The organism is Mesorhizobium sp. LNJC391B00 (assembly GCF_000502535.1).
Lineage (GTDB): Bacteria > Pseudomonadota > Alphaproteobacteria > Rhizobiales > Rhizobiaceae > Mesorhizobium.
In genome coordinates this window covers 463,745-489,985 of record NZ_AYWI01000004.1, presented here as the reverse complement: position 1 = coordinate 489,985, position 26,241 = coordinate 463,745, and the positions used below count along the sequence as shown (strand labels likewise).

At 63.1% G+C, this 26,241-nt stretch carries 28 protein-coding genes; 18 read left to right on the top strand and 10 right to left on the bottom strand.

Going from position 1 to position 26,241, the window contains the following annotated elements; all coding sequences use genetic code 11:
- The first annotated feature begins 56 nt into the window (after positions 1–56).
- Genes ssuD through X750_RS151530 form a run of 3 tightly spaced genes read left to right on the top strand, consistent with a single transcriptional unit; the run spans position 57 to position 2,810 of the window.
- Positions 57–1,226 (top strand): FMNH2-dependent alkanesulfonate monooxygenase, encoded by a 1,170-nt coding sequence (ssuD, locus tag X750_RS151520; RefSeq protein ID WP_023702435.1) that lies wholly within the window; start codon positions 57–59, stop codon positions 1,224–1,226.
- Positions 1,223–1,999 (top strand): ABC transporter permease subunit, encoded by a 777-nt coding sequence (locus tag X750_RS151525; protein ID WP_023706945.1) that lies wholly within the window; start codon positions 1,223–1,225, stop codon positions 1,997–1,999. Before ssuD ends, X750_RS151525 begins: the two co-directional genes overlap by 4 nt.
- 7 nt (positions 2,000–2,006) lie before the next feature.
- Entirely contained in the window at positions 2,007–2,810 is an 804-nt protein-coding gene (locus tag X750_RS151530) for an ATP-binding cassette domain-containing protein (RefSeq protein ID WP_023742008.1), read from the top strand.
- 392 nt (positions 2,811–3,202) lie between these two features.
- On the opposite strand, the gene X750_RS1000000166375 is transcribed toward X750_RS151530, so the two are convergent.
- The gene (locus X750_RS1000000166375) at positions 3,203–3,388 is read right to left on the bottom strand and encodes a hypothetical protein (RefSeq protein WP_023710328.1); all 186 of its coding nucleotides are present in this window, start codon (positions 3,386–3,388) and stop codon (positions 3,203–3,205) included.
- A 310-nt stretch (positions 3,389–3,698) separates the two neighbouring features.
- Between X750_RS1000000166375 and X750_RS151540 the strand changes: the two genes are divergently transcribed.
- The 4 genes from X750_RS151540 (at position 3,699) to X750_RS151555 (ending at position 6,890) form a co-directional block, all read left to right on the top strand.
- Positions 3,699–4,058 carry a septal ring lytic transglycosylase RlpA family protein gene (locus X750_RS151540; RefSeq protein WP_023742010.1) on the top strand — a complete coding sequence of 120 codons (360 nt, stop codon included), beginning with the start codon at positions 3,699–3,701 and terminating at the stop codon, positions 4,056–4,058.
- Between the two features lie 252 nt (positions 4,059–4,310).
- A complete protein-coding gene (locus X750_RS151545) occupies positions 4,311–5,588 on the top strand; it encodes a polyhydroxyalkanoate depolymerase (protein WP_023687587.1) in 1,278 nt (425 codons plus the stop codon).
- Between the two features lie 192 nt (positions 5,589–5,780).
- Positions 5,781–6,398: a transglutaminase-like cysteine peptidase gene (locus X750_RS151550; RefSeq protein ID WP_023747434.1), complete on the top strand. Its 618-nt coding sequence runs from the start codon at positions 5,781–5,783 to the stop codon at positions 6,396–6,398.
- Positions 6,399–6,683: 285 nt separating this feature from the next.
- Entirely contained in the window at positions 6,684–6,890 is a 207-nt protein-coding gene (locus X750_RS151555; protein WP_023672099.1) for a hypothetical protein, read from the top strand.
- Positions 6,891–6,985: 95 nt separating this feature from the next.
- On the opposite strand, the gene X750_RS151560 is transcribed toward X750_RS151555, so the two are convergent.
- The 4 genes from X750_RS151560 to X750_RS151575 all read right to left on the bottom strand — a co-directional run bounded on the left by X750_RS151560 (position 6,986) and on the right by X750_RS151575 (position 9,753).
- A complete protein-coding gene (locus tag X750_RS151560) occupies positions 6,986–7,354 on the bottom strand; it encodes a helix-turn-helix transcriptional regulator (RefSeq protein WP_023742012.1) in 369 nt (122 codons plus the stop codon).
- Positions 7,354–7,872, bottom strand: a complete 519-nt coding sequence (locus X750_RS151565) for a Smr/MutS family protein (protein WP_023742013.1) — start codon at positions 7,870–7,872, stop codon at positions 7,354–7,356. Before X750_RS151565 ends, X750_RS151560 begins: the two co-directional genes overlap by 1 nt.
- Positions 7,869–8,969, bottom strand: a complete 1,101-nt coding sequence (locus X750_RS151570; protein ID WP_023747433.1) for a murein transglycosylase A — start codon at positions 8,967–8,969, stop codon at positions 7,869–7,871. The genes X750_RS151565 and X750_RS151570 overlap by 4 nt, the downstream gene beginning before the upstream one ends.
- Before the next feature lie 79 nt (positions 8,970–9,048).
- Complete coding sequence (locus tag X750_RS151575) at positions 9,049–9,753, bottom strand: Tim44/TimA family putative adaptor protein (RefSeq protein WP_023672103.1); 705 nt, start codon at positions 9,751–9,753, stop codon at positions 9,049–9,051.
- A gap of 196 nt (positions 9,754–9,949) precedes the next feature.
- Here X750_RS151575 and X750_RS151580 point away from each other — a divergent pair, with 196 nt between their 5' ends.
- Positions 9,950–10,450: an FxsA family protein gene (locus X750_RS151580; protein WP_023747432.1), complete on the top strand. Its 501-nt coding sequence runs from the start codon at positions 9,950–9,952 to the stop codon at positions 10,448–10,450.
- A 139-nt stretch (positions 10,451–10,589) separates the two neighbouring features.
- Positions 10,590–11,090: a protein-export chaperone SecB gene (gene secB, locus X750_RS151585; RefSeq protein WP_023672105.1), complete on the top strand. Its 501-nt coding sequence runs from the start codon at positions 10,590–10,592 to the stop codon at positions 11,088–11,090.
- A gap of 262 nt (positions 11,091–11,352) precedes the next feature.
- Here secB and dnaQ read toward each other — a convergent pair whose 3' ends face one another.
- The 5 genes from dnaQ to X750_RS151610 form a co-directional block, all read right to left on the bottom strand.
- Complete coding sequence (dnaQ, locus tag X750_RS151590; protein WP_023698097.1) at positions 11,353–12,057, bottom strand: DNA polymerase III subunit epsilon; 705 nt, start codon at positions 12,055–12,057, stop codon at positions 11,353–11,355.
- Positions 12,058–12,182: 125 nt separating this feature from the next.
- Complete coding sequence (gene coaE, locus X750_RS151595) at positions 12,183–12,767, bottom strand: dephospho-CoA kinase (RefSeq protein WP_023698098.1); 585 nt, start codon at positions 12,765–12,767, stop codon at positions 12,183–12,185.
- A 27-nt stretch (positions 12,768–12,794) separates the two neighbouring features.
- Entirely contained in the window at positions 12,795–13,622 is an 828-nt protein-coding gene (locus tag X750_RS151600) for a shikimate dehydrogenase (RefSeq protein ID WP_023698099.1), read from the bottom strand.
- Positions 13,615–14,214, bottom strand: coding sequence for a Maf-like protein (locus X750_RS151605; protein ID WP_023698100.1), 600 nt, complete (start codon positions 14,212–14,214; stop codon positions 13,615–13,617). The genes X750_RS151600 and X750_RS151605 overlap by 8 nt, the downstream gene beginning before the upstream one ends.
- Before the next feature lie 58 nt (positions 14,215–14,272).
- Positions 14,273–15,094, bottom strand: coding sequence for a pyruvate, water dikinase regulatory protein (locus X750_RS151610; RefSeq protein WP_023672110.1), 822 nt, complete (start codon positions 15,092–15,094; stop codon positions 14,273–14,275).
- Between the two features lie 400 nt (positions 15,095–15,494).
- Between X750_RS151610 and hemE the strand changes: the two genes are divergently transcribed.
- From hemE to X750_RS151655, 9 genes are all read left to right on the top strand, one after another.
- Complete coding sequence (hemE, locus tag X750_RS151615; protein WP_023687594.1) at positions 15,495–16,526, top strand: uroporphyrinogen decarboxylase; 1,032 nt, start codon at positions 15,495–15,497, stop codon at positions 16,524–16,526.
- Positions 16,526–17,068: a protoporphyrinogen oxidase HemJ gene (gene hemJ, locus X750_RS151620; protein WP_023692917.1), complete on the top strand. Its 543-nt coding sequence runs from the start codon at positions 16,526–16,528 to the stop codon at positions 17,066–17,068. The genes hemE and hemJ overlap by 1 nt, the downstream gene beginning before the upstream one ends.
- Positions 17,069–17,230: 162 nt before the next feature.
- Complete coding sequence (rho, locus tag X750_RS151625; protein WP_023672113.1) at positions 17,231–18,496, top strand: transcription termination factor Rho; 1,266 nt, start codon at positions 17,231–17,233, stop codon at positions 18,494–18,496.
- 146 nt (positions 18,497–18,642) lie between these two features.
- On the top strand, positions 18,643–19,569 hold the full coding sequence (locus tag X750_RS151630; RefSeq protein ID WP_023747431.1) for an EamA family transporter: 927 nt from the start codon (positions 18,643–18,645) through the stop codon (positions 19,567–19,569).
- 468 nt (positions 19,570–20,037) lie between these two features.
- Positions 20,038–21,360 carry a tRNA uridine-5-carboxymethylaminomethyl(34) synthesis GTPase MnmE gene (gene mnmE / locus X750_RS151635; RefSeq protein WP_023747430.1) on the top strand — a complete coding sequence of 441 codons (1,323 nt, stop codon included), beginning with the start codon at positions 20,038–20,040 and terminating at the stop codon, positions 21,358–21,360.
- Between the two features lie 432 nt (positions 21,361–21,792).
- Positions 21,793–23,667 carry a tRNA uridine-5-carboxymethylaminomethyl(34) synthesis enzyme MnmG gene (gene mnmG / locus X750_RS151640; RefSeq protein WP_023747429.1) on the top strand — a complete coding sequence of 625 codons (1,875 nt, stop codon included), beginning with the start codon at positions 21,793–21,795 and terminating at the stop codon, positions 23,665–23,667.
- A complete protein-coding gene (rsmG, locus tag X750_RS151645; RefSeq protein ID WP_023747428.1) occupies positions 23,664–24,296 on the top strand; it encodes a 16S rRNA (guanine(527)-N(7))-methyltransferase RsmG in 633 nt (210 codons plus the stop codon). The genes mnmG and rsmG overlap by 4 nt, the downstream gene beginning before the upstream one ends.
- Before the next feature lie 65 nt (positions 24,297–24,361).
- Positions 24,362–25,159, top strand: a complete 798-nt coding sequence (locus X750_RS151650) for a ParA family protein (protein ID WP_023692913.1) — start codon at positions 24,362–24,364, stop codon at positions 25,157–25,159.
- A 61-nt stretch (positions 25,160–25,220) separates the two neighbouring features.
- Positions 25,221–26,111 (top strand): ParB/RepB/Spo0J family partition protein, encoded by an 891-nt coding sequence (locus X750_RS151655; RefSeq protein ID WP_023692912.1) that lies wholly within the window; start codon positions 25,221–25,223, stop codon positions 26,109–26,111.
- The last annotated feature ends 130 nt before the right edge of the window (positions 26,112–26,241 follow it).

Below are 26,241 nucleotides of genomic sequence, written 5' to 3'. Positions count from 1 at the left end.
GCGCCGGGCGGAAAACGCCCGGCGCCTTTGCCGTTTCAAGCTTCAGGGATTTCGCCATGACCGCTTCATCAAGCCCGCAAGCCGGCCCGCTCGATTTCTTCTGGTTCATCCCGACGCATGGCGACGGCTCCTATCTCGGCTCCGAACAGCAGCAGCGGCCGCCGGAGTTCGCTTACTTCAAGGAGATCGCACAGGCCGTCGACCGGCTCGGCTTTCCCGGCGTGCTTTTGCCGACCGGGCAGAATTGCGAGGATTCCTGGATCACCGCCTCCGGCCTTGCAGCGCTGACGGAAAAGCTCAAATTCCTGGTGGCGCTACGGCCCGGCGTGACGTTGCCCACCTTCGCGGCGCGCCAGACGGCGGCGCTCGACCGGCTGAGCAATGGCCGCCTGCTGCTCAATGTCGTGGTCGGCGGCAACCCGACCGAGCTTGCCGGCGATGGCGTGTTCCTGCCGCATGACGAGCGCTATGCGCAGGCGCAAGAGTTCCTGACCATCTGGCGCGCCCTGGTGTCGGGCGAGAGCGTCAACTTCAACGGCAAATATTACCGCGTCGACAATGGCCGCCTTGACCTTCTGCCGCAACAGGAGCGGCCGCCGCTCTATTTCGGCGGCTCGTCCGATGCCGGCCAGGAGCTCGCCGCCGATCTCGTCGATATGTACCTGACCTGGGGCGAGCCGCCGGCGCAGGTGGCGGAAAAACTCAGCGCGGCGCGCAAAAAGGCTGAACGGCGCGGCCGCAAACTGCGTTTCGGCATCAGGCTTCATTTCATCGTGCGCGAGACCGAGGAAGAGGCCTGGCGCGCCGCCGACCGGCTGATCAGCCACGTCACCGATGCCCAGATCGAAAATGCCCAGGCCCGCTTCACCAGGGAGATGGACTCTGTGGGACAGCGGCGCATGGCCGAACTGCATGGCGGCCGCCGCGACAGGCTGGTGGTTTCGCCCAATCTGTGGGCCGGCGTCGGCCTGGTGCGCGGCGGCGCCGGCACAGCTTTGGTCGGCTCGCCCGAGCAGATCGTCGAGCGCATCCGCGAGTATCAGGCGATCGGCATCGACACCATCATCGGCTCCGGCTACCCGCATCTCGAGGAAGCCTACCGCGTCGCCGAGCTTCTGTTCCCGCGTCTCGGCCTGGGCACCAGGCGGGCACGGGCGCATGAGAACATCGCCAATGAATTCGCCGTCGGCTTCCACGGCGCCAACCGCCTTCAGGCGTCGTCATGAGCCTGGCTCAACGGGTCAAACAGAACGGCATCGGCTGGCTGCTGCCGGCGTTGGTCATAATTGGCTGGGAAGCCGCCAGCCGCGCCGGCGTGATGCCCGCCAATGTGCTGCCGGCGCCGAGCGCGGTGGCCGAGGCCTTCTGGCGGCTGACGCTGTCGGGCGAGCTGATACAGAACATCGGCGTCAGCACGCTGCGCGCGCTGGCCGGCTTTGCCATCGGCGGCTCGATCGGCTTTGCACTCGGCCTTGCCAACGGGCTGTCGGCGCTCAGCCGCGGCCTGACCGACACGACGCTGCAGATGATCCGCAACATCCCGCATCTGGCGCTGATCCCGCTGGTCATCCTGTGGTTCGGCATCGACGAGGAAGCAAAACTGTTCCTGGTGGCGCTCGGCGTGTTCTTCCCGATCTACGTCAACACGCTGCTCGGCATCCAGAGCGTCGACCCGCATCTGGTCGAGATGGGCCGGGTCTACGGCATGGACCGCCGCGCGTTGTTTTTTCAGGTGATCCTGCCCGGCGCGCTGCCGGCGATCTTCGTCGGCCTACGCTATGCCTTAGGCATCATGTGGCTGACGCTGATCGTTGCCGAAACCATCTCGGCCAGTTCCGGCCTCGGCTACATGGCCATGCAGGCACGCGAATTCCTGCTGATCGATGTGGTCGTGCTGTCGATCCTGATCTATGCGCTGCTCGGCAAGCTTGCCGACAGCTTCGCCCGCCTGCTCGAGCGGCTGTCGCTCGGCTGGCATCCCGCCTTCCAGAACGCCTGAGGGTTCGATGCCAACCGCCAGCCTGACCGCCATCCGTTCCTTCGTCGCCGCGCCGGAACCGTCACGGCCGGAGGAGGCCGTCGAAAGGCAGCGCGCCTTTGCCTTCAAGGGCGTGGAAAAGCGCTTTGGCGACAAGGTCGTGCTCGACGGCATCGATCTCGATGTGCCCGTCGGACAGTTTGTGGCCGTCATCGGCAAGAGCGGCTGCGGCAAGAGTACGCTGTTGCGGCTGCTGGCCGGGCTCGATCGGCCAACCGCTGGATCCCTTACATTCGGGCCGGAGGCGAAGGCCGGCGCCGGGGAAGAGAGCCGCTTCATGTTCCAGGAGCCGCGGCTGTTGCCCTGGGCCAGCGTGGTGAAAAACGTCGAGGTCGGGCTGACCGGGCTTGCCACCGGTGCGGAAGCCAGGCGGCGCGCGCTCGCCATCCTGGGTGAAGTCGGCCTCGCCGACCGCGCCGACGAATGGCCCTCGGTGCTGTCGGGCGGCCAGAAGCAGCGCGTGGCGCTGGCGCGTGCACTGATCGGACAGCCAAAGATTCTGGCGCTCGACGAGCCGCTCGGCGCACTCGATGCGCTGACCCGCATCGAAATGCAGCAGCTTCTGGAACGCATCTGGCTGGAGCAAAAATTCACCGCCGTGCTGGTCACGCATGACGTCGCCGAGGCGGTTGCGCTCGCCGACCGGGTGGTGGTGATCGACGAGGGCCGCATCGCGCTCGATCTCGACGTGTCGGTGGCGCGGCCGCGCCGGCGCGGTTCGGTCGAGCTTGCCAGGCTGGAGGGCAGGATTCTGGATCAGCTGTTCGGGTAGAGCCTATCGCGGGCAGGGCATTCTATCCGAACCGGATAGATAGGTAACAGAATGGACCGGCAATATGGGGTGGCTGTTTTCTTGCTCGCCGGGTTGGCCCTGTTTGCGACTGCGGGTTTGACCAGCGCCTACCCCCACTCCGTCACCGCTTCGCGGCGCCACCTCTCCCCCCTCCGGAGGGAGAGGAAGGGAGCCAGGCCGCATAAGTTCGCGCCCCTGCAAGGCTCGCGCCTTTCCTCTCCCCCGTCGATCGGGGGAGAGGTGTCGAGCGAAGCTCGACGGAGTGGGGGNAGGCTCGCGCCTTTCCTCTCCCCCGTCGATCGGGGGAGAGGTGTCGAGCGAAGCTCGACGGAGTGGGGGTCGATCTGTGTGGGTCGATTTTTCGTCGCAACTCACCCCCGCGAACGGCTCGCCCATACCAGCCCGGCGAAACCGACCAGCATGGTCACGATGCCGATATAGAGCCATTGCGACTGGCCGGTCATGAAACTGCCGCCGACCACGCCAATGCCCTGCAGCGACCACAGCGCGCCAATGGCGAGCACGATCAGCGCCAGCAGATATCTGAACAGTCTCATCGCCAAGATTCCTTTCCGAAGTCGATCGTCAACTGCGCCATGACCGTGATGACAGAGTGAAAGGACGGCGCCCAATCGCGCTCTCTTCTACTTGTACTATAACGTCCTGCCTTGCTCACGGAATCTGTGAAACAGCTCGCAATATCGCCGGCGATACGGCCGCGCCACACGAAAGATGCCTGACAAACTGTTTCCCAGCGACTCCAAACGTGTGCCGGTGCCACGGAACTGCCCGATGCTTGCCGCATTTCCTGCCTTATTCCACACTTAACGGCTGGGGTCTGTCGAAAACGGAGCCAATCCCCCCAACATGAAGAAAACAAACCAGACCGCGCTTGTCGCGGCAACGATCGCGGCTGGCCTAATGGTCGGTGCATCCGCCTCCTCCGCCGCTGGCCAGTGCGGCCGCGCCTCCTGGTACGCACTGCATTCCAGGACCGCCAATGGCGAACGCATGAACCCGTCGGCGCTGACCGCCGCGCACCGCAGCCTGCCTTTCGGCACCAAGTTGAAAGTGACCAACCAGAATAATGGCCGCAGCGTCATCGTGCGCATCAACGACCGCGGCCCGTTCATCAAAGGGCGCGTGCTCGATCTGTCCAAGGGCGCCGCCGGCCAGCTCGGCTTCATCGGCTCCGGCCATACCTCGGTGTGCATGGCGCGCGTCTAGATCTGTCCAAGTCCGGCCCGATCGGGCCGGACACATCCTGCCCCGTTGTCCAACAGCCTTGCATTTTGCAGTGCACATTGAGCCGGCTGCACCCGCCCAACGCGGTTTCTCAATGCCTTGGACGAAAGATTGGCATATGTCACGCCACGTGACGTATTGCATCGCAGCAATATCTTGTTAACCTCCGCGCGAGACATTCAAGGCTCGGCGCTGTCCGTCGTCCCTTCGGTCACGGCAGCTGCGGAGTACCTGATGTTCTACCAGCTCTACGAAATGAACCATGCCGCCCTGCAGCCCGCGCGGCTTTATGCCGATGCAGTGCGGCTGTTCTACACCAACCCGCTCAATCCGTTTTCGCATACGCCGTGGGGCCGCTCGGTCGCTGCCACCGCCGAACTGTTCGAGCGCACAACGCGCCGCTACAGCAAGCCGCATTTCGGCCTGAGCAAGACCGTGGTCGACTGGAAGAGCGTCGAGGTCAGCGAAAAGACCGTGTGGTCGCGGCCGTTCTGCAATCTCACCCGCTTCGAGCGGTCGGTGCCCGCCGGGCGCAAGGCCGACCCCAAGCTTCTCATCGTGGCGCCGATGTCGGGCCATTATGCGACGCTGCTGCGCGGCACGGTCGAGGCGATGCTGCCCTATGCCGACGTGCACATCACCGACTGGGTCGATGCCCGCATGGTGCCGGTGACCGACGGCCATTTCGACCTCGACGATTATATCGACTACATCATCGACATGCTGCATGCGCTGGGGCCGGACACCCATGTGATGGCGGTGTGCCAGCCTTCGGTGCCGGTGCTGGCGGCGGTGGCGCTGATGGAAAAGCGCGGCGATCCCTTCGTGCCCTCGACCATGACTTTGATGGGCGGGCCGATCGACACCCGCCGCAATCCGACCGCGGTCAATCTGCTGGCCAAGGAAAAGGGCATCGACTGGTTCCGCGACAACGTCATCATGCACGCGCCCTGGCCGGTTCCGGGCTTCGGCCGCGAAGTCTATCCGGGCTTCCTGCAGTTGTCGGGCTTCATGAGCATGAACCTCGACCGGCACATCACCGCGCACAAGGACTTCTTCATGCACCTGGTCAAGCATGACGGCGACAATGCCGAGAAGCACCGCGATTTCTACGACGAATATCTGGCGGTGATGGACCTGACGGCGGAATTCTATCTGCAGACCGTCGACACGGTGTTCGTGCGCCATGCGCTGCCCAAGGGCGAGATGACGCATCGCGGCGAGGTGGTCGACACCAAGGCGATCCGCAATGTCGCGCTGTTCACGGTCGAAGGCGAGAACGACGACATTTCCGGCCTCGGCCAGACCCAGGCCGCGCATGATCTCTGCCCCAACATCCCGGCTGACCGGCACGCGCATTACATGCAGCCGGCCGTCGGCCATTACGGCGTCTTCAATGGTTCGCGATTCCGCTCGGAAATCGTGCCGCGCATCGTCGATTTCATCACCAGCTACGGCCGCCAAACACGCGTAGCGGTGAAACCCAAGCTGGTCCGCTCCGCCAAAGGCTGAGGCTCGATCCGGCTGCAGCGTGCATTGCCCGCAAAAGCGGGGCGATTTTGCGCGCCACAGGCGTTCTGTTGCACAATAGACGCTGTTGGGCGGGCGCGGGTAACCATGCCGAAGAATCTGGCTCCCCCCATAATTGACACGGAGTGTAAATCCCCTTTAACCTTTCGTTAAGAACAAGGGCGAACGGGGACAATGACTTCCTCACCGATAGCACGGACGCTGCGCTTGTGGGCGGCAGCAGGGCTGGCGATCTCTGCGTGCTGGGGAGTGCCGGCACTTGCAGGCGGCGCCATGGCGACGGGCGGCATGACCTCGCAGCCGATCGGCCACTATGATTTCTGTAAAACCCAGCCCGGCGAATGCTCGATCCGGCCGAGCAACCTCAACCCCGCCGCGATGACCGACGCCTTCATGCGCAAGCTGATCAATGTGACGTCAATGGTCAATGCCGCCGTCAAGCCGATGAGCGACTACGACATCTATGGCAAGGACGAGGTCTGGGCCTATCCCGACAAGGGCGTCGGCGATTGCGAAGACTATGTGCTGGAAAAGCGCCGCCAGCTCTCGCGCTCTGGCGTGTCGCTGGCCGATCTCTTGATCACCGTCGTGCGCAAGCCGGACGGCGAAGGCCATGCCGTGCTGACGGTGCGCACCGACAAGGGCGACTACGTCCTCGACAATCTGACCGACAAGGTGAAAATCTGGGACGCCACCGGCTATCGCTTCCTCAAGCGGCAGGCCATCGACAACACCGGCCGCTGGGTCTCGATCCGCGGCGGCCAGCAGGTGCTGGTCGGCGCGGTTCAGTAAGGACACGACGCTTTCGAACGAGCGGGATATCGGCCCGCGCGCCATCTTCAGGATGAGTCAGCGCCGCCCCTCATCAACGCTGCGGAATAGGTGCCGGCGCAGCGGCTATCTCCCTTCCCCCGTCACTACGGGGAGAAGGTGCCGGCAGGCGGATGAGGGCAGCGCTGCCCTCGAAATCTTATCTCTCGAAACGCCTCCTCAAAAAATTTCGCTACCTGCGTGAACCAAACCGTCTCCAGCGGCGACACACAGCCGTAAACAGAAACCCAACCATGGAGACTTCAAATGACTGCTTTCCTGCGTAATGCTTTCCTCGCCGCCATCGCGGTATCGTCCCTGGCCGGATCCGCTATGGCCGACCAGACCGGCTGCGCCAAGAACAACCAGTGGGGCAATCGCTGTTGCGATCTCACCTCGGACTGCCTGGGCGGCGGTCGCGGCGGCGATCATGACAGCACTGGCGGCCGTGGCGGCCAGGCCGGCGCGAAGTAATCTCGCTATATGCCCGCTGGCTAACGGCCGGCGGGCATCGCCTTCAGGATGAAATGCCGGCGCTATTGATGAGCATTCGTGGCCTTGGCGCCGCCCTACTTACGCCGCTCCAGTGCCGCCCGGATCGAGCCGGTGATGCGGGCAAGCTCGGCTTCGTCCAGCTTCTCGATGTTTTCGGCCAAGAGATTGGCCAACTCGGTGGCGGCAGGACTGAGGCCGGACGTATCGAGTCTCACCCGCGGATGTGAGGCCTCGGCCAGACGCGCCAGCTCTTCGGCATCGTCCCAGATGACGTTGAAATAGCCGATGATCTTCTGGATCAGCGTCCAGGTCGGCGCGCCGCGGCGGCCATGTTCCAGCGCCGACAAATAGGCGGCGCTGACTCCGATCGCCTGCGCCATGTCCTTCTGGAGCAAGCCGCGCTCGGCTCGAAGCGCCCGCAGTTTTTCGCCGAACGGCGTCATCAGCGGGTTCGCCTGAGTCGAACATAGAGCGCGCCCGAACCGCCGTGGTTGCGGGCGGCGTGATCGTGGCTGGAGACCAGCGGCCGGAAGGCAGGCGTCGACAGCCAGGCAGGCACGGCGCGCCGCAAGACGCCGTCGCCGCCCGACGACGACCCTTTTCCCGTAATGACGAGGACATAGCGGATGCCGCCGGCATGGGCCCGGTGCAGGAACGAAAACAGCAGCGAATAGGCCTCGTCCTGAGTCATGCCATGCAGATCGACGCGGCCTTCGATCGGCAGCCGGCCCTTCTTCAGCTTGTCCAATGTCGGCTCGTCCAGCGCGTGCGATACATGTTGCGCCTTCGGCTTGGCGGCGAGGACCGGACCGACAGCGACCGGCGTCTGTGCCGGCCTAGGGTCGACGACGATGTCGGGAAACTCGACCGCGGTCCGGCCCTTCAGCGGTCGGGCGGTGCGCGCCACCAGGTTCCACAGCACCCGATCGTCTTCGTTGAGTTTATCGGGGCGCTTGCTCATCGATTCGATTCCGAAACGAGAGCGCGTGGAACCAAGGCATAGAAATCGGCCGCATTGCGAACGACGCCGGCGATCTCGCCGGCCGCATCGCCGGAGCCGGCGAACAGATCGCCCCGCGCCGGTCCGGTGATGGCCGAGCCGGTGTCCTGCGCAATCATCAGCCGCCGGAACGGTTTTCCGTCGAAGGCGGTCAGCGACGGAGCGTCGATGTAGAAGGGGGTACCGAATGTGTGCAGCAGCCGGTCGACCGCGAGCGAACGGCCCGGCGTCAACGGCACCTTGGCGGCGGCGATAGGACCGAGTGCGGCATCGTCGACATCGGCTTCGCGAAAGAAGATGTAGGAGCGGTTCTGCCAGAGGATCTCGTCGACGCGATCCGGATGCGCCCTGAACCAGGCGCGGATAGACTGCATCGTCACTTTTTCCAGTGGGATTTCGCCGAGTTCGGCGAGAATCTTCCCCGGACCGCTGAAACGTTGGCCGGATTTGGCGGCGTAGGTGACGCGGCAAAGCCGGCCGTCGGTCATCTTCAGCCTGGCCGCACCTTGCACATGGATGAAGAAGACGTCGACCTTGTCGGCAAGCCAGGCGATTTCCAGGCCTTGGCCGGCCAGCGCGCCTCTCTCGATCTCACTGCGGTCGAAATACTCCACCAGGCCCTGCGGCGTATCGCGGGCGAAGGCGAGATAGTCGTCCATCCCTCGAGGACGGTTGGCATCATCGATGTCGACGAGATCGGAAGGCCGCGCCAGCAGCGGCACCGTGAATTCATCCGTGCGCACTGGTGAGGCCTCGACCTCCGGCTCGTAGAAGCCGGTGACCAGGCCGGGGTTTTCGGATCGAATCTGGACTGGGGCGAAATGGCGCTCGAAAAAAGCCTTGGCCGCCGACCGATTCGCCGGCGAAACGGTGCGCGCCTCGTCATAAGCGGCGGCAAACGCGTCGAACCGGACGCCCAACGAACCGGTGCGGTAGGGCTTGCTCAGGACATGAAAGGCCGAACGGCGGAAGGCTTCGAAAGCCGGCAGATGGTCATCGGAATTCCAACCGGGAAGATCATCGAAGGACTTTTCCACAAAACGCGGCGAGAGCGACACCTCAGCCTCGCCACTGCCCATGTTTGCCTGCATGTCGCTATCCCAAAAAAGCTGCCCGCACGGGGCGACATGCATAGGCTCAGTCTTCTTCCTCGGTGGCGACCAGCTTCCAGTTCGGATCGCGCGAGCGTGTGTCGCGGGCGAAGGTCCAGACATCCTTGACCTCGGCCACCGTCTCGGGATCGCCGTCGATGACGGCACCCGCCTTGTCGCGGGTCGCCGAAATCAGTTCGCTCACGATGCGCAGCGTGATGTGGGCCTCGCCGCCTTTCATCTCGGCCGAGACGATGTCGGCCTTGTCGATGCCGACGAAGGAGGACTGGATCTTTTCGGCTTTCGCCTCGCGGTCGCCAATCGCGGCAACGAAGCCGTCAAAAACCTCGCGCGACAACAGGTTTTTCAGCGTTTTTCGGTCGCCATCGGCATAGGCCATGACGATCATCTCATAAGCCATCTTGGCGCCGTCGACGAAGACTTTGGGGTCGAAGGAGGGATCATTGTCCTTGATCGCGCGCAGGCCCTTGTTGAGGTCGGTGTCGGGCTTGGCGAAGGCATCGATGGCCGCATAGGTCTCGGCAGCCGTCTCGCCCGGCATGCGCTTGCGTGGCAGCGAAACCACATTTTCGGGCTTCTGGGTCGCGTCCTTCTCGGTGCGGCTGGCCGTGTACGGATCGAAGGGCGGGCGCTCGCTGCCCGTGCGGCGGCCAAGCACGTTGCGCAGCTGGAAAAAGATCACCACCGCCGCAATCAGAAAGAAAATGGTGCCGAAGTCGAAGAATCCCATATCTTTCGCCAATCAATCCCTGACCTGGCCGGGACCGCCAGCCAATCGGGCGGCGGTCGCATGGCGTTAAACATGCAAAGCATATAGAACGCATGGCGCAATCATTCAAATCAAAGGCAGGCATACCTATCTAACGGCCTCAGTGCCAGCGGCGATTATGCGCCGCCCGGCAAACATGGAAACGATCGGTCAAGACTTGCGCATTTCCTTCCTTCCTCTGTTCCTGCTTGCGCTGCCGCTGCTGGAAATCGCCGGTTTCGTCATTGTCGGCCGCGAGGTCGGCGCGCTGGCGACGGTCGGCCTGGTGCTGGCTTCAAGCATTGCCGGCGTGCTTCTGCTCCGGCACCAGGGTTTTGGCGTCATGGCGCGGGTCCGCGCCGAGATGGCCGGCGGCGGCGACCCCAGCCGCCAGCTCGCGCATGGCGCCATGATCGTGGTCGCCGCGATCCTGTTGATCATCCCCGGCTTCATTACCGATATTATCGGCCTGCTGCTGTTCCTGCCGCCGGTGCGCGACCTTGCCTGGCGCAGGCTCAAGGGCCGCATCGTCGTCGCGACCGATTTCACCGCCGGCGGTTTTCGCCGCAGGTCGCGCGACAAGGTCATCGACCTCGACGACGGCGACTATTCGCGCGAGGACGATTTCAAGCGCGGTCCCGACCATAACTCGCCGTGGCGCCGCCTGAAGGACGACTGAACGTCACCTTGCCAACGACTGACTATTGACCCCTTCCGGCCTGAAGGCGGCAAACCTTGTCTTGTCTTGCCGACCATGCTAGCCAACGCCCGATTTCAATTCGGTCAGCGCTGCTGTCCAGGCAAAAGGAACAAGGCTCATGGCCAGCAAAGATGACGCGCCGGTCGGCGCCGCCAACGGCAACGGCGAAACGGCGCAGCCGTCGCTCAACGTGCTTGCCCAGTATGTGAAGGACCTGTCCTTCGAAAGCCCCGGCGCGCCGAACTCGCTGCGCGGCCGCGACAAGGCCCCAGGCATTGCGATCAACGTCAATGTCAATGCCAACCCGCTCTCCGACAAGCAGTTCGACGTCAATCTGACCTTGAACGCCAAGGCGTCCTTCGACCAGGAAGTGCTGTTCAATGTCGAACTGGTCTATGGCGGCGTCTTCGCCATCGCCGGCTTCCCGCAGGAGCACATGCTGCCGATCCTGTTCATCGAATGCCCGCGGCTTTTGTTCCCGTTCGCCCGCCAGATCATCGCCGAAGCCACCCGCAATGGCGGCTTCCCGCCGTTGATGCTCGACCCGATCGATTTTGCCCAGATGTTCCAGCAGAAGCTGGCCGAGGACCAGGCGGCATCGAAGGTCAAGGTGAGCTGAAGGCAAGCGTCACGCGCATGAGTTGAAAGCCCGGCTTCGTGCCGGGCTTTTAGTATACTGAGATGCTGGCGGGACAGCACCCCCTCTGCCTTGCCAGGCATCTCCCCCTCAAGGGGGGAGATTGGCCGTCATCGCGACCTTCGCCAAATTTAGACGTTGCAGGAATGGGCTGGAGCGGCGAAGCTGCTGATCTCCCCCCTTGAGGGGGAGATGGCCGGCAGGCCAGAGAGGGGTGTGACGGAACGCTACCTCCGCGATCCGTTCACCCCGCCGCCACCTTCAGCCACAGCGCCTTTTCACCGAGCGTCGCCACCAGCCCCGCATGCGCCGCTCGCTCGCCCTCGGTCAGGCGCGGCGGCAGGGCGATTGGCCTGGCGGCGATCGAGATGTCGATATCGGCAACGTCGCCATTGCTGTTGAGCTGCACCACGACGGCGTCGAGGACAAGTGCGGCCTGCTTGCCGCCGATGAGTTCGATGTAGACTTCGGCCAGGAGCTCGGAATCGAGCAGCGCGCCGTGCTTGGTGCGGTGGCCGTTGTCGATGCCGTAGCGGCGGCAGAGCGCGTCGAGCGAATTAGGGCCCATCGGATGCTTGCGCCGCGCCAGCGCCAGCGTGTCGACGACGCGCCCGGTGTCTATGGCCGGCTGGCCGAGCCGCCCGAATTCCGTGTTGAGGAAGCCGATGTCGAAACTGGCGTTGTGGGCGACGAGCTTGGCGCCGTCGGTGAAGGCGAGCCATTCCTCGGCGATTTCGGCAAAGGTCGGCTTGCCGACGAGGTCGGCGGCGCTGATGCCGTGCACGGCTTGCGCCTCGACATGGACGGCGCGCCCCTGCGGATTGATGAATTTGTGGAAGGTGCGGCCGGTCGGGAAGCGGTTGACCAGCTCGACGCCGCCAAGCTCGATGATGCGGTCGTCGCGCATGTCGAGTCCGGTGGTTTCGGTATCGAAAATGATCTCACGCATAGAATCAACCTACTCCTGGAGGAGTAGAATCATGGAGCGGAACAAAATGGCAATGGGTAATGCCGACAGCCTGCCGTCAGGGGCCTGATGGGCGCGACTTATCCCCCAGGAGTTAGCAGGCGAGCTCAGCGTCCTGAGAGCTCGGCAATGATCGCGCCGACCGCGGTGCGGGCGGCGTCCATGCCTTCACCGGTGTCGATGACGAAATCGGCCTGCCGGCGCTTTTCGGCGTCGGGCACCTGCTTGGCCAGGATTGCCGCCAGCTTTTCCTCACTCATGTCAGGACGCGCCAGCACGCGGGCGCGCTGGATATCGGCCGGCGCGGTGACGACGACGACCTTGTCGACACGGTTGCGGCCGCCGGTTTCGAACAGCAGCGGAATGTCGAGCACGACGAGCGGCGCGCCGGCGGCGCGGTGCCTTGCCAGAAAGGCATCGGCATCGGCCCGCACCAGCGGATGGACGATCGCCTCCAATGTCTTCAGCGCAGCAGCGTTGCCGAGCACGCGGCGCGCCAACTCGGTGCGGTCGACCGAACCGGCAATCACGGTGCCGGGAAAGGCCGCCTCGACGAGAGGTGCTGCCTTGCCGGCATAGAGGCGATGCACGGTCTCGTCGGAGTCATGCACCGGCACGCCGGCGTCGACGAACATTTTCGCCGTCGTCGACTTGCCCATGCCGATCGATCCGGTGAGGCCGAGCACGGTCATCATTTGGCGCCCATCATTTGCGACCCATCATTTGGCGAGGATGTCGGCGACGATCATCTGTCGCAACTCAGGCGTGACCTGCGGCATCTTGCCGAACCAGCGTTCGAAACCGGGCACAGCCTGGTGCAACAGCATGCCGAGCCCGTCGACCGTCTTCAAATTTCTCGCGCGGGCAGCGGCAAGCAGCGGTGTTTCCAGCGGCACATAGACGATGTCTGCGACAATGGCGTGAGCTGGCAGGCCGGCCGGATCGGCGGCCAGCGTCGCATCGCCATGCATGCCAAGTGCCGTCGTGTTGATCAGCAAGCCGGCATCGCCAAGCAAGTCGCCGACCGCGCCATGCGCCGAGACGCCGGCCCCGAAGCGGTCGGCGAGTTCCTGCGCCCGCGCCAGTGTGCGGTTTACGATGCGGATATCGTTGATGCCGCGCACTTTAAGCGCGTGGATGACCGCGCGCGACGCGCCGCCGGCGCCGAGCACCACGGCCGGAGCGTTTCTCTCCCAGCCCGGGGCATGCTCGTCGAGATTGCCGGCAAAGCCGATCCAGTCCGAATTGCCGCCCCACAGCACGCCGTCGTCCAGCCACAGCATGTTGACCGCGCCGATCATCTCCGCCGCTTCGTCGCGGCGCTCGACCCGGGCGAAGGCGACTTCCTTGTGTGGAATGGTGACGTTGCCGCCCTGATAGCCATTGGCCTCGAGCGACGAGAGGAACTCGGGAAAATCGGCCGGCGCGACATCGATCGCATAATAGCTGCCGTCGATGCCGTATGTGTTCAGCCAATAGCCGTGGATCTTCGGCGAGCGCGAATGCGCGATCGGATGGCCGGTGACGAAAGCTTTTTTCTCAACCATCAATGGCTCCGAGCGCACGCAATTCCGCCAGCACCGGTAACAGCGGCAGGCCGACAATGGTGAAATAATCGCCTTCGATCTTTTCGAACAGCTGGATGCCTTCGCCCTCGATCTGGTAGGCGCCGACGCTCGACAACGCCTTGGCGCCGACGCGGGCCAGGTGCCGGCCGACGAAGGCCGGATCGAGCTTGCGCATGGTAAGGCTGGCGATGCCGACATGGCGCCACAGCACCTTGCCGTTGCGGCAGAGCACGGCGGCGCTGTTCAGCTGATGCGTCTTGCCTGACAGCGCCAACAGATGGCGGCGGGCGCCTTCCATGTCGGCCGGCTTGTGGAACACTTCATCTCCCAGTGACAAAGTCTGGTCGCAGCCGAGCACCAAGGCGCCCGATCTGCGTTCGCTGACCTCGGTCGCCTTGGCTTCGGCGAGTATCAGGGCGACATCTTCCGGCGACACACCGCTGTCCTGCAACGGCGCCTCGAGCGCACGCTCGTCGACATCGGCAGGCACCGCTTCGATGCCGAGCCCGGCATTGATGAGCATTGCTTTGCGGAACGGGCTGCCGGAGGCGAGGATGATTTTTTCGGTCATGGGTTCTGGGCCTGGTCGATAGTGGTTGATTGGGGCAGGAGGTCGCGTTGCCATCCCATCATCTATTCTTCCCCCGCAGGGCAACAATGGCTGCCGCGGTCTCTTCGATCGAGCGGCGGCTGACGTCTATCATCGGCCAATTGTGGCGGGTGCAGATCTGGCGGGCATAGGCGAGCTCTTCGGCGATCGAGGCACGGTCGACATAATCGGTCGCTTCGTAGGTGCTGCTGTTGCCGAGCACGCGGTTCTGCCGGACATGCGAGATGCGTTCGGCGGTGGCGATCAGCCCGACGATCAGCGGCTTGGTGGCAGCGACCAGGCTTTCGGGCACCGGCACGCCGAGCACGATCGGGATGTTGGCGGTCTTGATGCCGCGGTTGGCGAGATAGATGCTGGTCGGCGTCTTCGATGTCCTGGAAATGCCGATCAGCACCACATCCGCGTCGTCCATATTGAGCGGCAGCTGGCCGTCATCATGCTCCATGGTGAAATTGAGTGCGTCGATACGGTGGAAATAATCGGCGTCGAGCACATGCTGGGCGCCGACGCGGCGGCCGGCCGGCGTGCCAAGATAGGACTGGAAGACGGTGAGGACCGGCTCCAGCACCGAAACACAGGGCAGCCCCATGGTGGCGCAGCGCTCGTCAATGCCGCGCGCCAGCTTCTGGTCGACGACGGTGTAGAGGATGATGCCCGGTTCCTCCTCTATGTCCTCGAAGACTTTCGCCACCTGCTTTTCGGTGCGGATGAGCGGATAGATATGCTCGATGGCTCGCGCATCCTTATATTGCGCCGAGGCGGCTCGGCCGGCCGCCAGCAGCGTCTCGCCGGTGGCGTCGGAAATCAGGTGCAGATGAAAGAAGCTCTGGGGTTTGTTCACAGGGGGCGCCTCAGGCTGTGGGCTTGTGTGGATAAATAGGGACCGCAAAGGCGACCGGCTGGAGGCGACTGTATCAGAAGGCCAGTTGTCCACAATTCGATGCGCTGTCAGCTCCACGGTGCGGCTGGGGACAAATCTGGGGACGGGCGTTTTTGCCAGCGCTTCATCCACAGAGGCGGTTTTTCAGCTGCTACGCCAAACCATTGACTCCAGTGATGGAATCCTGGTCATCCACACTCTTTGCCAATCCCGCGGAAGAAACACGCGACAAAATGCTGGCTGGCCTTTTCCAGGGCAAAGCGGGACAGGTGACAACCACCGATACCAACAGACTCTTAGAATCAGAAGATTCTAGAAATAGACTATTTAATTATAGAGAAGGCAGGGAAGAGAGCGCTCAATGCCCGAGAACCGCATCGTGCTGGACGTGCTGAGAGGCGAGGCAGTGTTTCCGCCGCCGCTCTGGATGATGCGCCAGGCCGGGCGCTATCTGCCGGAGTACCGCGAGACCAGAAAGCGCGCCGGGTCCTTCCTCGATCTTTGCTACAATCCTGATCTGGCCGTTGAGGTGACGCTGCAGCCGATCGAGCGCTTTGGCTTCGATGCCTCGATCCTGTTCTCGGACATTCTGGTCGTGCCGCATGCGCTGGGGCGCGATGTCCGCTTCGAGGAGGGCCGCGGGCCGCTGCTGACGCCAATCACTGCAGCTGAGATTTCGGCTCTCAACGGCGAAACGTTTCACGTGAATCTCGAACCGGTCTACGAGACGGTTCGCCGGCTGCGGGCAAGATTGCCTGACGAGACCACGCTGATCGGCTTCTGCGGCGCGCCGTGGACGGTGGCGACCTACATGATCGCCGGCCACGGCACACCCGACCAGGCGCCGGCGCGGCTGTTTGCCTATCGCGAACCGACGGCCTTCAAGCATCTCCTGAAAGTGCTCGCCGATCACTCCGCGGCCTATTTGATCCGCCAGATCGAAGCCGGTGCCGACGTGGTGCAGATTTTCGATTCCTGGTCCGGCGTGCTTGATGATGCGTCTTTCGAGCAGTTCTGCGTGCAACCGGTGGCGGAGATCGTCAGGCAAGTTCGTGCGGTTCATCGCGATGTTCCGATCATAGGCTTTCCCAAGGGCGCCGGCGCCCGCTACGAGACCTATCGTGAGAAGACCGGGGTGACGGGGCTGGGGATCGACTGGACCGTGCCCCTGTCGGCTGCGAACGAACTGCAGCATTCAGGTGCGGTCCAGGGCAATCTCGATCCCTTGCGGCTTGTGGCTGGCGGCAAAGCCCTGTCGGACGGCGTCGATGCGATCCTCAAGGCGCTGGGCGACGGACCGCTGATCTTCAATCTCGGCCATGGCATTACGCCGGAGACGCCGGTGGCGCATGTCGAGGCGATGGTGAAGCAGGTGCGGAGCGCGACACGCTGATGGCTCAATCGGATAATACGGGCGGCAACAGCACTCGTGGGGCGATGATGCGCATGACCATCGGCATCGGAGTGCTGGTTGTTCTCACCGCACTTTTGTTTTTCTTTGCGCCTGAGGGTTTCTATCCCTGGGCGAAGGCAATCCATATCCTGGCCGTCATCTCCTGGATGGCCGGCATGCTCTATCTGCCGCGATTGCTGGTCTACCACGCCGACGCAGAGAAGGGGTCCGTCCAGTCGGAGACCTTCAAGGTGATGGAGCGGCGTCTGCTGCGCGGCATCATCAATCCGGCGATGATTGTCACCTGGGTGTTCGGGCTTTGGCTTGCCTGGAAAGTGTTTGGCTTTCACGGCGGCTGGCTGCACGCCAAGATGGGCTTGGTGCTGTTGCTGTCGGGTGTGCATGGCTATCTGGCCGGTGCTGTCAGGAAATTCGCCGAGGACCGCAATGAAAAACCGGCGCGGCACTGGCGAATCGTCAACGAGATCCCCACATTGCTGATGATCGCCATCGTCATCCTGGTTGTCGTCAAGCCGTTCTAGGCCCATTTCGGTCGACAAAACGCAGCTTGCTCTTTCCCCCGACCGACGATAAAAGACGGGTCTTCCTTCCCGTCATGCGCCGCCCTTGATGCTTTCGGCCGCGCCCGGCATTTATCGCATCCAGCCGATATATTTTCCCCAAAGCAGATTCAGAGTCCGTCTATGCAAGAAATGAAACTCGCAGAGTTCAAGAACAAGAAGCCGCCAGAGCTGATCGCCTATGCCGAATCGCTCGAAGTGGAAAACGCCAGCGTCATGCGCAAGCAGGAACTGATGTTTGCCATCCTGAAGAAACTGGCCGCCCAGGACGTCGAGATCATCGGCGATGGTGTGGTCGAGTTGCTGCAGGACGGTTTCGGCTTCCTGCGCTCAGCCAACGCCAATTATCTGCCGGGTCCCGACGATATCTACATCTCGCCCTCGCAGATCCGCCGCTTCTCCTTGAAGACCGGCGATACCGTCGAAGGGCCGATCCGCAGCCCAAAAGAGGGCGAGCGCTATTTCGCTCTTCTCAAGGTCAACACGATCAATTTCGACGATCCCGAAAAGATCCGTCACAAGATCCATTTCGACAATCTGACGCCGCTCTATCCGACCAAGCGGCTGAAGATGGAGATCGACAATCCGACCGGCAAGGACATCTCGTCGCGGGTGATCGACCTGGTGGCGCCGATCGGCAAGGGACAGCGCGCGCTCATCAACGCGCAGCCGCGTACCGGTAAAACGGTGCTGATGCAGAATATCGCCCACTCGATCACGGCCAATCATCCGGAATGCTATCTGATCGTACTTCTGATCGACGAACGGCCAGAAGAAGTGACCGACATGCAGCGTTCGGTGAAGGGCGAGGTCGTGTCCTCGACCTTTGACGAACCGGCGGTGCGCCACGTCCAGGTCGCCGAAATGGTCATCGAAAAGGCCAAGCGCCTGGTCGAGCATGGCCGCGACGTCGTTATTCTGCTCGATTCGATCACCCGCCTCGGCCGTGCCTACAACACTGTTGTGCCGTCCTCCGGCAAGGTGCTGACCGGCGGTGTCGACGCCAACGCGCTGCAGCGGCCGAAGCGCTTCTTCGGCGCGGCCCGCAACATCGAGGAAGGCGGCTCGCTGACCATCATCGCCACCGCGCTGATCGACACCGGCAGCCGCATGGACGAAGTCATCTTCGAAGAGTTCAAGGGCACCGGCAACTGCGAAATCCAGCTCGACCGCAAGGTCGCCGACAAGCGCATCTACCCGGCCATGGACATTTTGAAGTCCGGCACCCGCAAGGAAGACCTGCTGGTCTCCAAGCAGGATCTGCAGAAGATCTTCGTCCTGCGCCGCATCCTGGCGCCGATGGGAACCACGGATGCGATCGAGTTCCTGATCGACAAGCTGAAGCAGACCAAGACCAACGCCGATTTCTTCGATTCGATGAACACGTAAGCTTCTCGTCGGCCATCGTTTCGCATTGAAGCCCCGTTCCGGGAACGGGGGCAAACAGGTCGCATTTCCGACAGGGCGTGGCCTTGGGCGGCAATTTCCATAGCTGTCGTCATGCGAGTAATCGCGTCTCGAAGATCGGAAGCCGCATGGAGAAAACAATCCCGACCCTGATCGGCTTCTCGGCCATCCTGACATGGTCCTTCCTGGCGCTGCTTTCGACGGCGGCGGGACCGATTCCGCCCTTTCAGCTGGCGGCGATGACGTTTCTGCTTGGCGGGTTGGCCGGCGCGTCGAGCTGGCTTGTCCGTCCGGCGGCGACCAAGTCGCTGCGCCAGCCGTGGCAGGTCTGGGCGCTCGGCACAGCGGGGCTGTGCATCTATCACTGCGCCTATTTCTTCGCCATCCAGTCGGCGCCGCCGGTCGAGGTCAGCCTGATCGCCTATCTCTGGCCGTTGCTGATCGTCGTCTTTGCCGCCTTCCTGCCTGGAGAAAAGCTTAGGGCCCATCACGTCGCCGGCGTCGTGCTCGGCCTTGCCGGCGCCATTGTGGTGATCACCAAGGGCGGCACGATCGGACTGGCCAATGGTGTGATGAAGGGGCATGTCATCGCGCTGTTCTGCGCTTTCATCTGGGCCGGCTATTCGGTTTTATCGCGCCGCTTTGGCAAGGTGCCGACCGATGTCGTCGCCGGTTACTGCTTCATCACGGCTGCGGTCGCCTTGGTGCTGCACCTGACGCTTGGGGCTACCGTCTGGCCACAGACGGCGACGCAGTGGAGCGCCATCGTCATCTTGGGCGTAATACCGCTAGGCGCCGGCTTTTACGCCTGGGACTATGGCTGCAAGCACGGCGACATCATGATCCTCGGCGCCCTCTCCTACGCGGCGCCCCTCTTCTCGGTCATCGTGCTTCTGCTGGCAGGCTTTGGTGTGTTTCACTGGTCGGTGGCTGTTGCTTGCATCCTGATCACGGTCGGAGCGGTGGTCGCGGCCAAGGATTTGCTGTTCGCGCCGCGGCCGCTATCCATTGATGCGACGCCGCTTCCTTCGGCGTTGGACGGAAACACCGGTTGACCTGCCGGCGTCGCAGCAGCGGCTCGGTTCCTACGGATCCGGCCCCACGGGCAGGATAGCCGGTACATAGCTCCGGTCTGCCGGTCTGCGGCCGGATGCCACTGGCCAATGTTAAGTCGATTCGCATCCGTTCCGATCGCGGAGGCGATCGGCGTGACGCGGGTCGGGATTTCCGATTCGCAACCGGAACGAGGCTTGCCTCATGGGGAGATGGGCTCCAGCTTCACGGTTCCGGGCCAGGAACAGGCATTAACGATGCCGGCCAGCCGTAGGGCTTGCTGGCCCGCCCAGAACTGCTTGGCGTCGGGATTAGGACCCGCCTGCTCGCACATGGATGACGAGGCGGCTATACAGATTTGGTAATCCGGTCGCTCTCGCGATCGACCTTGATATTGACGGACAGCCGGTTCATGACGGCCGCGACACTGTGGGATTGTTGACACCTAGGCGACCGGTGAGAACGGGCAAATGATTTCGGGCGATTCGATCGTTGCGCTTTCCAGCGGGCGCCTGCCCGCCGGCATCGCTGTCATCCGCATTTCCGGACCGAGGACTCGATTCGTTGTCGAAACGGTGGCCGGTGGCACGGTCAAGGACCGGGTTGCGACCCTGCGCAAGCTCCGAACGGTGGGCGGATCGCTTATCGACAACGGCCTGGTGCTGTTTTTTCCCGGGCCGAACAGTTTTACCGGCGAGGACGTCGCCGAGTTCCACGTCCATGGCGGCCGCGCCGTCGCCGGCAAGATGCTGGAGATCGTCGCCGGCTTTGACGGCCTGCGTCATGCGGAGCCTGGGGAATTTACGCGCCGGGCTCTTCTCAACGGCAAGCTGGATCTGGTCGAGACGGAGGCGTTGGCCGATCTGGTCAATGCCGAAACCGAAGCGCAGCGGCGCTTTGCCGTGCAGAATGCCGAAGGAGTGCAAAGCGAACTCTATCTTGGCTGGCGCCGTCGGCTGATCCATGCACGGGCGATGATCGAGGCGGAAATCGACTTCGCCGACGAAGACGACGTGCCCGGTTCCGTTTCGGATACGGTTTGGTCCGATGTGCGCGCGATGGTGGGGGAGATCGGCCGGCATGTCGATGGCTTCCATGCCGCCGAGATCATCCGTGACGGGTTCGAGGTTGTCATCCTCGGTGCACCGAACGCCGGAAAATCCAGCCTGTTCAATGTGCTAGCCAGGCGTGAGGCGGCGATTGTTACCGACGAGCCCGGCACGACGCGGGATTTGCTCGAAGTGGTGCTGGATCTCCACGGAGTGCGGGTCAGGGTAACCGACACCGCGGGCCTGCGCGAGGGGCCCGGCAAGATCGAAGCGATCGGTATCGAAAAGGCGCGGGCCAAGGCGCACACGGCTGACCTGGTGCTGTTGCTGGAAGATCTGGCGGACCCGACTGCGATCGGCAACATGCCTGTCGACGCCCCGGTTTTGAGAATCGGCACCAAGGTCGATCTCTTGAAAGGTTCGCCGCGATTGGAGGCCTATGATGCGTTGATCTCGACGGTGGACGGCACTGGGTTGGCTGAACTCCTGGCCGAGATCGGCAGGCGCGCCGCAGCTGCTATCGGCGATGCCGGTGACATCCTGCCGTCTCGGTTGCGGCATGTGGAGCTGCTCAATGAGACCAGGCGCTTTCTGATCTCGGCTTTGTCGGGGCAAGAGCGCGGCCAGGAGCTGCGGGCGGAGGAGCTGCGTCTTGCGGCGGACCGGCTTGGCCGGATTGTCGGCGCGGTGGATGTCGAGGACCTGCTGGACGTGATCTTTTCGCAGTTTTGCATTGGAAAGTGACTCACGTGAAACAGGGGGGGCGTGTGAGTGACTCACGTGAAACACAGGGGGCCGCCCAAGTGCGTGTTTCACGTGAAATGAGGAGTTTGGCAAAAACGCCAAGTGCCGAAGGGCGGCCTCGCCCCTCATTGTCCTCCCGGGCATTTCTCACCGTACAGTGACGGGGAGAAAGGTACTGTTATCCGGGATTTCGCCAACCACCGAAGCGCGCCAGCGCTTGAGCTCTACCCTTCTCCCCGTCACCGGGAGAAGATGCCGGCAGGCAGATGAGGGGCAGCGCCAGCCGAGGTAATTGTCGCCGCTTCCCGACTCACGTGAAACACCTCTGCGGCTTTCAGCACTCCGTTCCCCGTGAACGAATCAACCTGCAATCCTTGACAGCGTCCTCTCGTGGGGACATGTGTCGCGAAATCTCGGAATCTGGAAGGGACAATGATCGATCACTATGATGTGGTTGTGGTGGGCGGTGGCCATGCCGGGTGCGAGGCTGCGAGCGCTGCCGCGCGCGCTGGCGCCAGGACCGCGCTGGTCACGCTGCGCTTCGACACGATCGGTGTCATGTCCTGCAATCCGGCGATCGGCGGCCTCGGGAAGGGCCATCTGGTGCGTGAGATCGACGCCATGGACGGGCTGATGGGCCGCATAGCCGATGCTGCCGGCATCCAATTCCGCCTGCTCAATCGCCGCAAAGGCCCTGCCGTGCGCGGGCCGCGCACGCAGGCCGACCGCAAGCTGTATCGGCTGGCCATGCAGGAAGCGATTCGGCAACAGAACGGACTCGACGTCGTCGAAGGCGAGGTTCTGGACTTCGACATCGTGGATGGACGCATCGCCGCTGTGCTCCTGGCCGACGGGCGCCGGTTGGCGTGCGGCGCCGTGGTGCTGACCACCGGCACTTTTCTGCGCGGTCTTATTCACATTGGCGACAAGAAGATTGTCGCGGGGCGGATGAACGAGCAAGCGAGCCTTGGCCTGTCGGCGACGATGAGCCGCGCCGGTTTCGCGCTTGGACGGCTGAAGACCGGGACGCCGCCGCGGCTCGATGGCCGCACCATCGACTGGGCGTCGCTGGAAAGCCAGGCGGCCGACGAACATCCAGTGCCGTTCTCGCTGCTCACCGACACAATCAAGAATCCGCAAATCCATTGCGGCATCACGCGTACGACGCCGGCGACGCACGCGCTGATCCGCGCCAATCTCGGCCGCTCCGCCATGTATTCCGGCTCGATCGAAGGCGTAGGTCCACGTTACTGCCCGTCGATCGAAGACAAGATCGTCAAGTTCGGCGATCGAGAAGGTCATCAGATATTCCTCGAGCCGGAAGGGCTGGACGATGACACCGTCTACCCCAATGGCATCTCGACCTCCCTGCCCGAGGATGTGCAACTCGACATTCTCAAAACTATACCCGGGCTAGAGCGGGCGACCATGCTGCAGCCCGGCTACGCTATCGAATACGACCATGTCGATCCGCGCGAGTTGGAGCCGACGCTTGAGACCAAACGTATTGCGGGGCTTTTCCTAGCCGGTCAGATCAACGGCACCACCGGTTATGAAGAAGCCGGAGCGCAGGGCCTGCTCGCCGGGCTCAACGCCGCGCGCAAGGTGGCGGCCGACGACCAAATCGTGCTCAGCCGCACCGAAGCCTATATCGGTGTGATGGTCGACGACCTCACCAGCCGCGGCATTGCCGAGCCCTACCGCATGTTCACTTCGCGGGCGGAGTTTCGCCTATCGCTGCGCGCCGACAATGCCGATGAAAGGCTTACGCCTCTGGCAAATCGGCTTGGTATCGTGTCGCCGGAGCGGACGCAGCGGTTCAATCAAGTCACACAGGATCTTGATAGGGCGCGCGAACTCGCAGCTGCGACGACGATGACGCCCAACGAAGCAGCGCGGCATGGGCTGGATATCAACAGGGACGGCGTGCGCCGCTCCGCCTACGAATTGCTCGCTCATCCCGGCGTCGATATCGCCTGGCTGGCCCGTGTTGCGCCGGCCTTTGGCGCAATCGACCCCAAAACCGCCGAGCGGCTCGAAACGGAAGCGAAATATTCGGTTTACCTTGATCGCCAGCAGGCAGATGTCGCACAGATCCGCCACGAGGAGAGCCGGTTGATCCCGGCGTCGGTGGATTTCGCCGATGTTCCCGGCCTGTCCAATGAGCTGAAGCAGAAGATGCTAACGCGTCAGCCCCGGTCGATCGCTGACGCGCAGCGTATGGAAGGCATGACGCCGGCGGCGCTGGCCATCATCGTCGCGCACGTCCGCAACGCCGAATCGGCCGCCCAAAGGACCGTTGCGTGAGCGCTGCCTCATGGGCGAGCCTGCAAGAGGCCGCGGGACCGGTTTCACGTGAAACATTCGATCGGTTGGTGACGTTCGAACAGTTGTTCCTGAAATGGAACCGCAGCATCAATCTGGCCGCGCCGTCGACGCTGGACGATGTCTGGGGCCGCCATATTCTGGATAGCGCGCAGCTGGCGCGAATCGCACCGCAGGCCAAACGCTGGGCCGATCTCGGTTCGGGCGGCGGTTTTCCGGGCTTGGTAATGGCCTTCCTGCTGGTCGAACGCGATGGCGCGTCGATCGATCTGGTCGAGAGCAACCGCAAGAAAGCATCGTTTTTACAGGCGGTCATTGGCCAGTTCGGTTTGCCTGCACGGGTCGTCGCCCGGCGCATCGACGACAGCTATGCGCTTGTTTCCGCACCGGAAATCATCACGGCGCGGGCGCTGGCCGCGCTGCCGGCGCTGCTCGATCTGTCGGCGCCGTGGCTGACCAAGGGATCGCGGGCGCTGTTCCACAAAGGCCGGGATTACCGCTCCGAGGTGGAAGAAAGCACTCACCGCTGGGCTTTCGATCTGGTAGAACATCCGAGCATGACCGACGCCCATGGCGTCATCCTCGAAGTGACCGATCTGCGGACAGCGTAAGCTCCCCTTCGCAACCTTGGCGACGCAATGAATACCTGGCCCACATGAATACCTGGCACAGACCCATGAAAACCGGACCTCGCACCATCACCGTCGCCAACCAGAAGGGCGGCGTCGGCAAGACAACCACCGCCATCAATCTGGCCACGGCGCTGGCCGCGATCGGCGAAAAGGTGCTGATCGTCGATCTCGACCCGCAAGGCAATGCCTCGACGGGTCTCGGTATCGACCGCAAGGACCGCACCGTCTCCTCCTACGATGTGCTGACCGGCGAACTGGGCCTGGAAGAGGCGGCCATTCCAACGGCGGTGCCCGGCCTGTCGATCGTGCCGTCGACGCTCGATCTGCTCGGCATCGAGATGGAAATCGCCTCGGCGCCGGATCGCGTGCTTAAGCTGCGCAACGCGCTGCGCGCCGCCACCGAGCGCGGTGCGCCGTTCGGCTATGTGCTGATCGACTGCCCGCCCTCGCTCAACCTTTTGACGTTGAATTCAATGGCGGCAGCCGATTCTGTTCTTGTGCCGCTGCAGTGCGAGTTCTTCGCGCTGGAAGGGCTAAGCCAACTCCTGGAAACGGTGGAGCAGGTGCGCCGTTCGATCAATCCGGACTTGATCATCCAGGGCATCGTGCTGACCATGTATGACGGCCGCAACAACCTCGCCAACCAGGTGGTGCAGGACGTGCGGGCACATATGGGCGACAAGGTCTACGAGACCATCATTCCTAGGAATGTGCGGGTGTCCGAGGCGCCCTCCTATGGCAAGCCGGCGATCCTCTATGACCTGAAATGCTCCGGCAGCCAGGCCTATCTGCAATTGGCATCCGAAGTGATCCGCCGCGAGCGAAAATTGCGCGCTGCATGATTAGGCAGGGTCGATAAACAAAGCGATCCGGCACCGAAACGATCAAGAATCTGGAATTGAGATGAGCGAAGACCTTTCGAGAAAGAGACTGGGGCGTGGACTGGCGGCGCTGATCGGGGAGATCGACCGCCCGGTGGCAGCGGCCGAAAAGCCAGGCCTGAATGCCGACGGCAAGGTGCCGATCGAGTTTCTGAGCCCGAACCCGAAAAACCCGCGCCGGCATTTCGGCGACGCCGATCTGACGGATCTCGCGCAATCGATCCGCGAACATGGCGTCGTGCAGCCGGTAGTGGCGCGGCCTTCGCCGACGCAGGCCGGGCGCTACGAGATCATCGCCGGCGAGCGCCGCTGGCGGGCGGCGCAGCGCGCCGGGCTGACCGAGATCCCGATCATCGTGCGCGACGTCAACGACCGCACAGCGCTGGAACTGGCGATCATAGAAAACGTCCAGCGCACCGATCTCAACCCGGTCGAGGAGGCGCTCGGCTACCAGCAGTTGATCGACGACCACGGCTACACACAGGCCGACCTCGGCAATGTCATCGGCAAGAGCCGCAGCCACGTCGCCAACACGCTCAGGCTGTTGAAGCTGCCCGACGTAATCCGCGACATGCTGGTCGACGGCGTGCTGTCGGCCGGCCATGCCCGGACGCTGGTGACGGCGCAGGATCCCGCCGGGCTAGCCAAGCAGATCGTCGAAGAAGGGCTTTCGGTGCGCCAGGCTGAGGCGCTGGCGCAGATGCCGGCGGGCGGCACGCCGCCCAAGGCAAAACCAGCACACGGCGCATCGGGCAAGGATGCCGACACGCTGGCGCTGGAAAGGCTGATGACCAACACGATCGGCATGATCGTGACCATCGAGCACAAGGGCAAAGGCGGCGCGATCCGCGTGGACTACCGCAGTCTGGAGCAGCTCGACGAGCTATGCCGGCGGTTGAAGGATGAGCGGTAGAGGGTTGGGGCTGCGCCATATTTAGCCGGCGAATGAAGTTCTGGCTTAGGATGAAGAAAGGGCTTGGCGGTTGCCGGCCCTTCTTTTTTATTGGCGATTGCCGAAGGGATCGAACTGCTGATCTCCCCCC

Excerpts from the sequence above, each read along its gene's own strand:
- rho (WP_023672113.1), top strand. The coding sequence starts at position 17,231 with ATGCAAGAAATGAAACTCGCAGAGTTCAAGAACAAGAAGCCGCCAGAG.
- X750_RS1000000166375 (WP_023710328.1), bottom strand. The coding sequence starts at position 3,388 with ATGAGACTGTTCAGATATCTGCTGGCGCTGATCGTGCTCGCCATTGGC.
- X750_RS151605 (WP_023698100.1), bottom strand. The coding sequence starts at position 14,214 with ATGACCGAAAAAATCATCCTCGCCTCCGGCAGCCCGTTCCGCAAAGCA.
- X750_RS151555 (WP_023672099.1), top strand. The coding sequence starts at position 6,684 with ATGACTGCTTTCCTGCGTAATGCTTTCCTCGCCGCCATCGCGGTATCG.
- secB (WP_023672105.1), top strand. The coding sequence starts at position 10,590 with ATGGCCAGCAAAGATGACGCGCCGGTCGGCGCCGCCAACGGCAACGGC.
- X750_RS151560 (WP_023742012.1), bottom strand. The coding sequence starts at position 7,354 with ATGACGCCGTTCGGCGAAAAACTGCGGGCGCTTCGAGCCGAGCGCGGC.
- X750_RS151525 (WP_023706945.1), top strand. The coding sequence starts at position 1,223 with ATGAGCCTGGCTCAACGGGTCAAACAGAACGGCATCGGCTGGCTGCTG.
- X750_RS151600 (WP_023698099.1), bottom strand. The coding sequence starts at position 13,622 with ATGGTTGAGAAAAAAGCTTTCGTCACCGGCCATCCGATCGCGCATTCG.
- dnaQ (WP_023698097.1), bottom strand. The coding sequence starts at position 12,057 with ATGCGTGAGATCATTTTCGATACCGAAACCACCGGACTCGACATGCGC.
- mnmE (WP_023747430.1), top strand. The coding sequence starts at position 20,038 with ATGATTTCGGGCGATTCGATCGTTGCGCTTTCCAGCGGGCGCCTGCCC.
- X750_RS151550 (WP_023747434.1), top strand. The coding sequence starts at position 5,781 with ATGACTTCCTCACCGATAGCACGGACGCTGCGCTTGTGGGCGGCAGCA.
- coaE (WP_023698098.1), bottom strand. The coding sequence starts at position 12,767 with ATGACCGTGCTCGGCCTCACCGGATCGATCGGCATGGGCAAGTCGACG.
- ssuD (WP_023702435.1), top strand. The coding sequence starts at position 57 with ATGACCGCTTCATCAAGCCCGCAAGCCGGCCCGCTCGATTTCTTCTGG.
- X750_RS151575 (WP_023672103.1), bottom strand. The coding sequence starts at position 9,753 with ATGGGATTCTTCGACTTCGGCACCATTTTCTTTCTGATTGCGGCGGTG.
- hemE (WP_023687594.1), top strand. The coding sequence starts at position 15,495 with ATGCCCGAGAACCGCATCGTGCTGGACGTGCTGAGAGGCGAGGCAGTG.
- hemJ (WP_023692917.1), top strand. The coding sequence starts at position 16,526 with ATGGCTCAATCGGATAATACGGGCGGCAACAGCACTCGTGGGGCGATG.
- X750_RS151565 (WP_023742013.1), bottom strand. The coding sequence starts at position 7,872 with ATGAGCAAGCGCCCCGATAAACTCAACGAAGACGATCGGGTGCTGTGG.
- X750_RS151540 (WP_023742010.1), top strand. The coding sequence starts at position 3,699 with ATGAAGAAAACAAACCAGACCGCGCTTGTCGCGGCAACGATCGCGGCT.
- X750_RS151630 (WP_023747431.1), top strand. The coding sequence starts at position 18,643 with ATGGAGAAAACAATCCCGACCCTGATCGGCTTCTCGGCCATCCTGACA.
- X750_RS151530 (WP_023742008.1), top strand. The coding sequence starts at position 2,007 with ATGCCAACCGCCAGCCTGACCGCCATCCGTTCCTTCGTCGCCGCGCCG.
- X750_RS151650 (WP_023692913.1), top strand. The coding sequence starts at position 24,362 with ATGAAAACCGGACCTCGCACCATCACCGTCGCCAACCAGAAGGGCGGC.
- X750_RS151655 (WP_023692912.1), top strand. The coding sequence starts at position 25,221 with ATGAGCGAAGACCTTTCGAGAAAGAGACTGGGGCGTGGACTGGCGGCG.
- X750_RS151545 (WP_023687587.1), top strand. The coding sequence starts at position 4,311 with ATGTTCTACCAGCTCTACGAAATGAACCATGCCGCCCTGCAGCCCGCG.
- mnmG (WP_023747429.1), top strand. The coding sequence starts at position 21,793 with ATGATCGATCACTATGATGTGGTTGTGGTGGGCGGTGGCCATGCCGGG.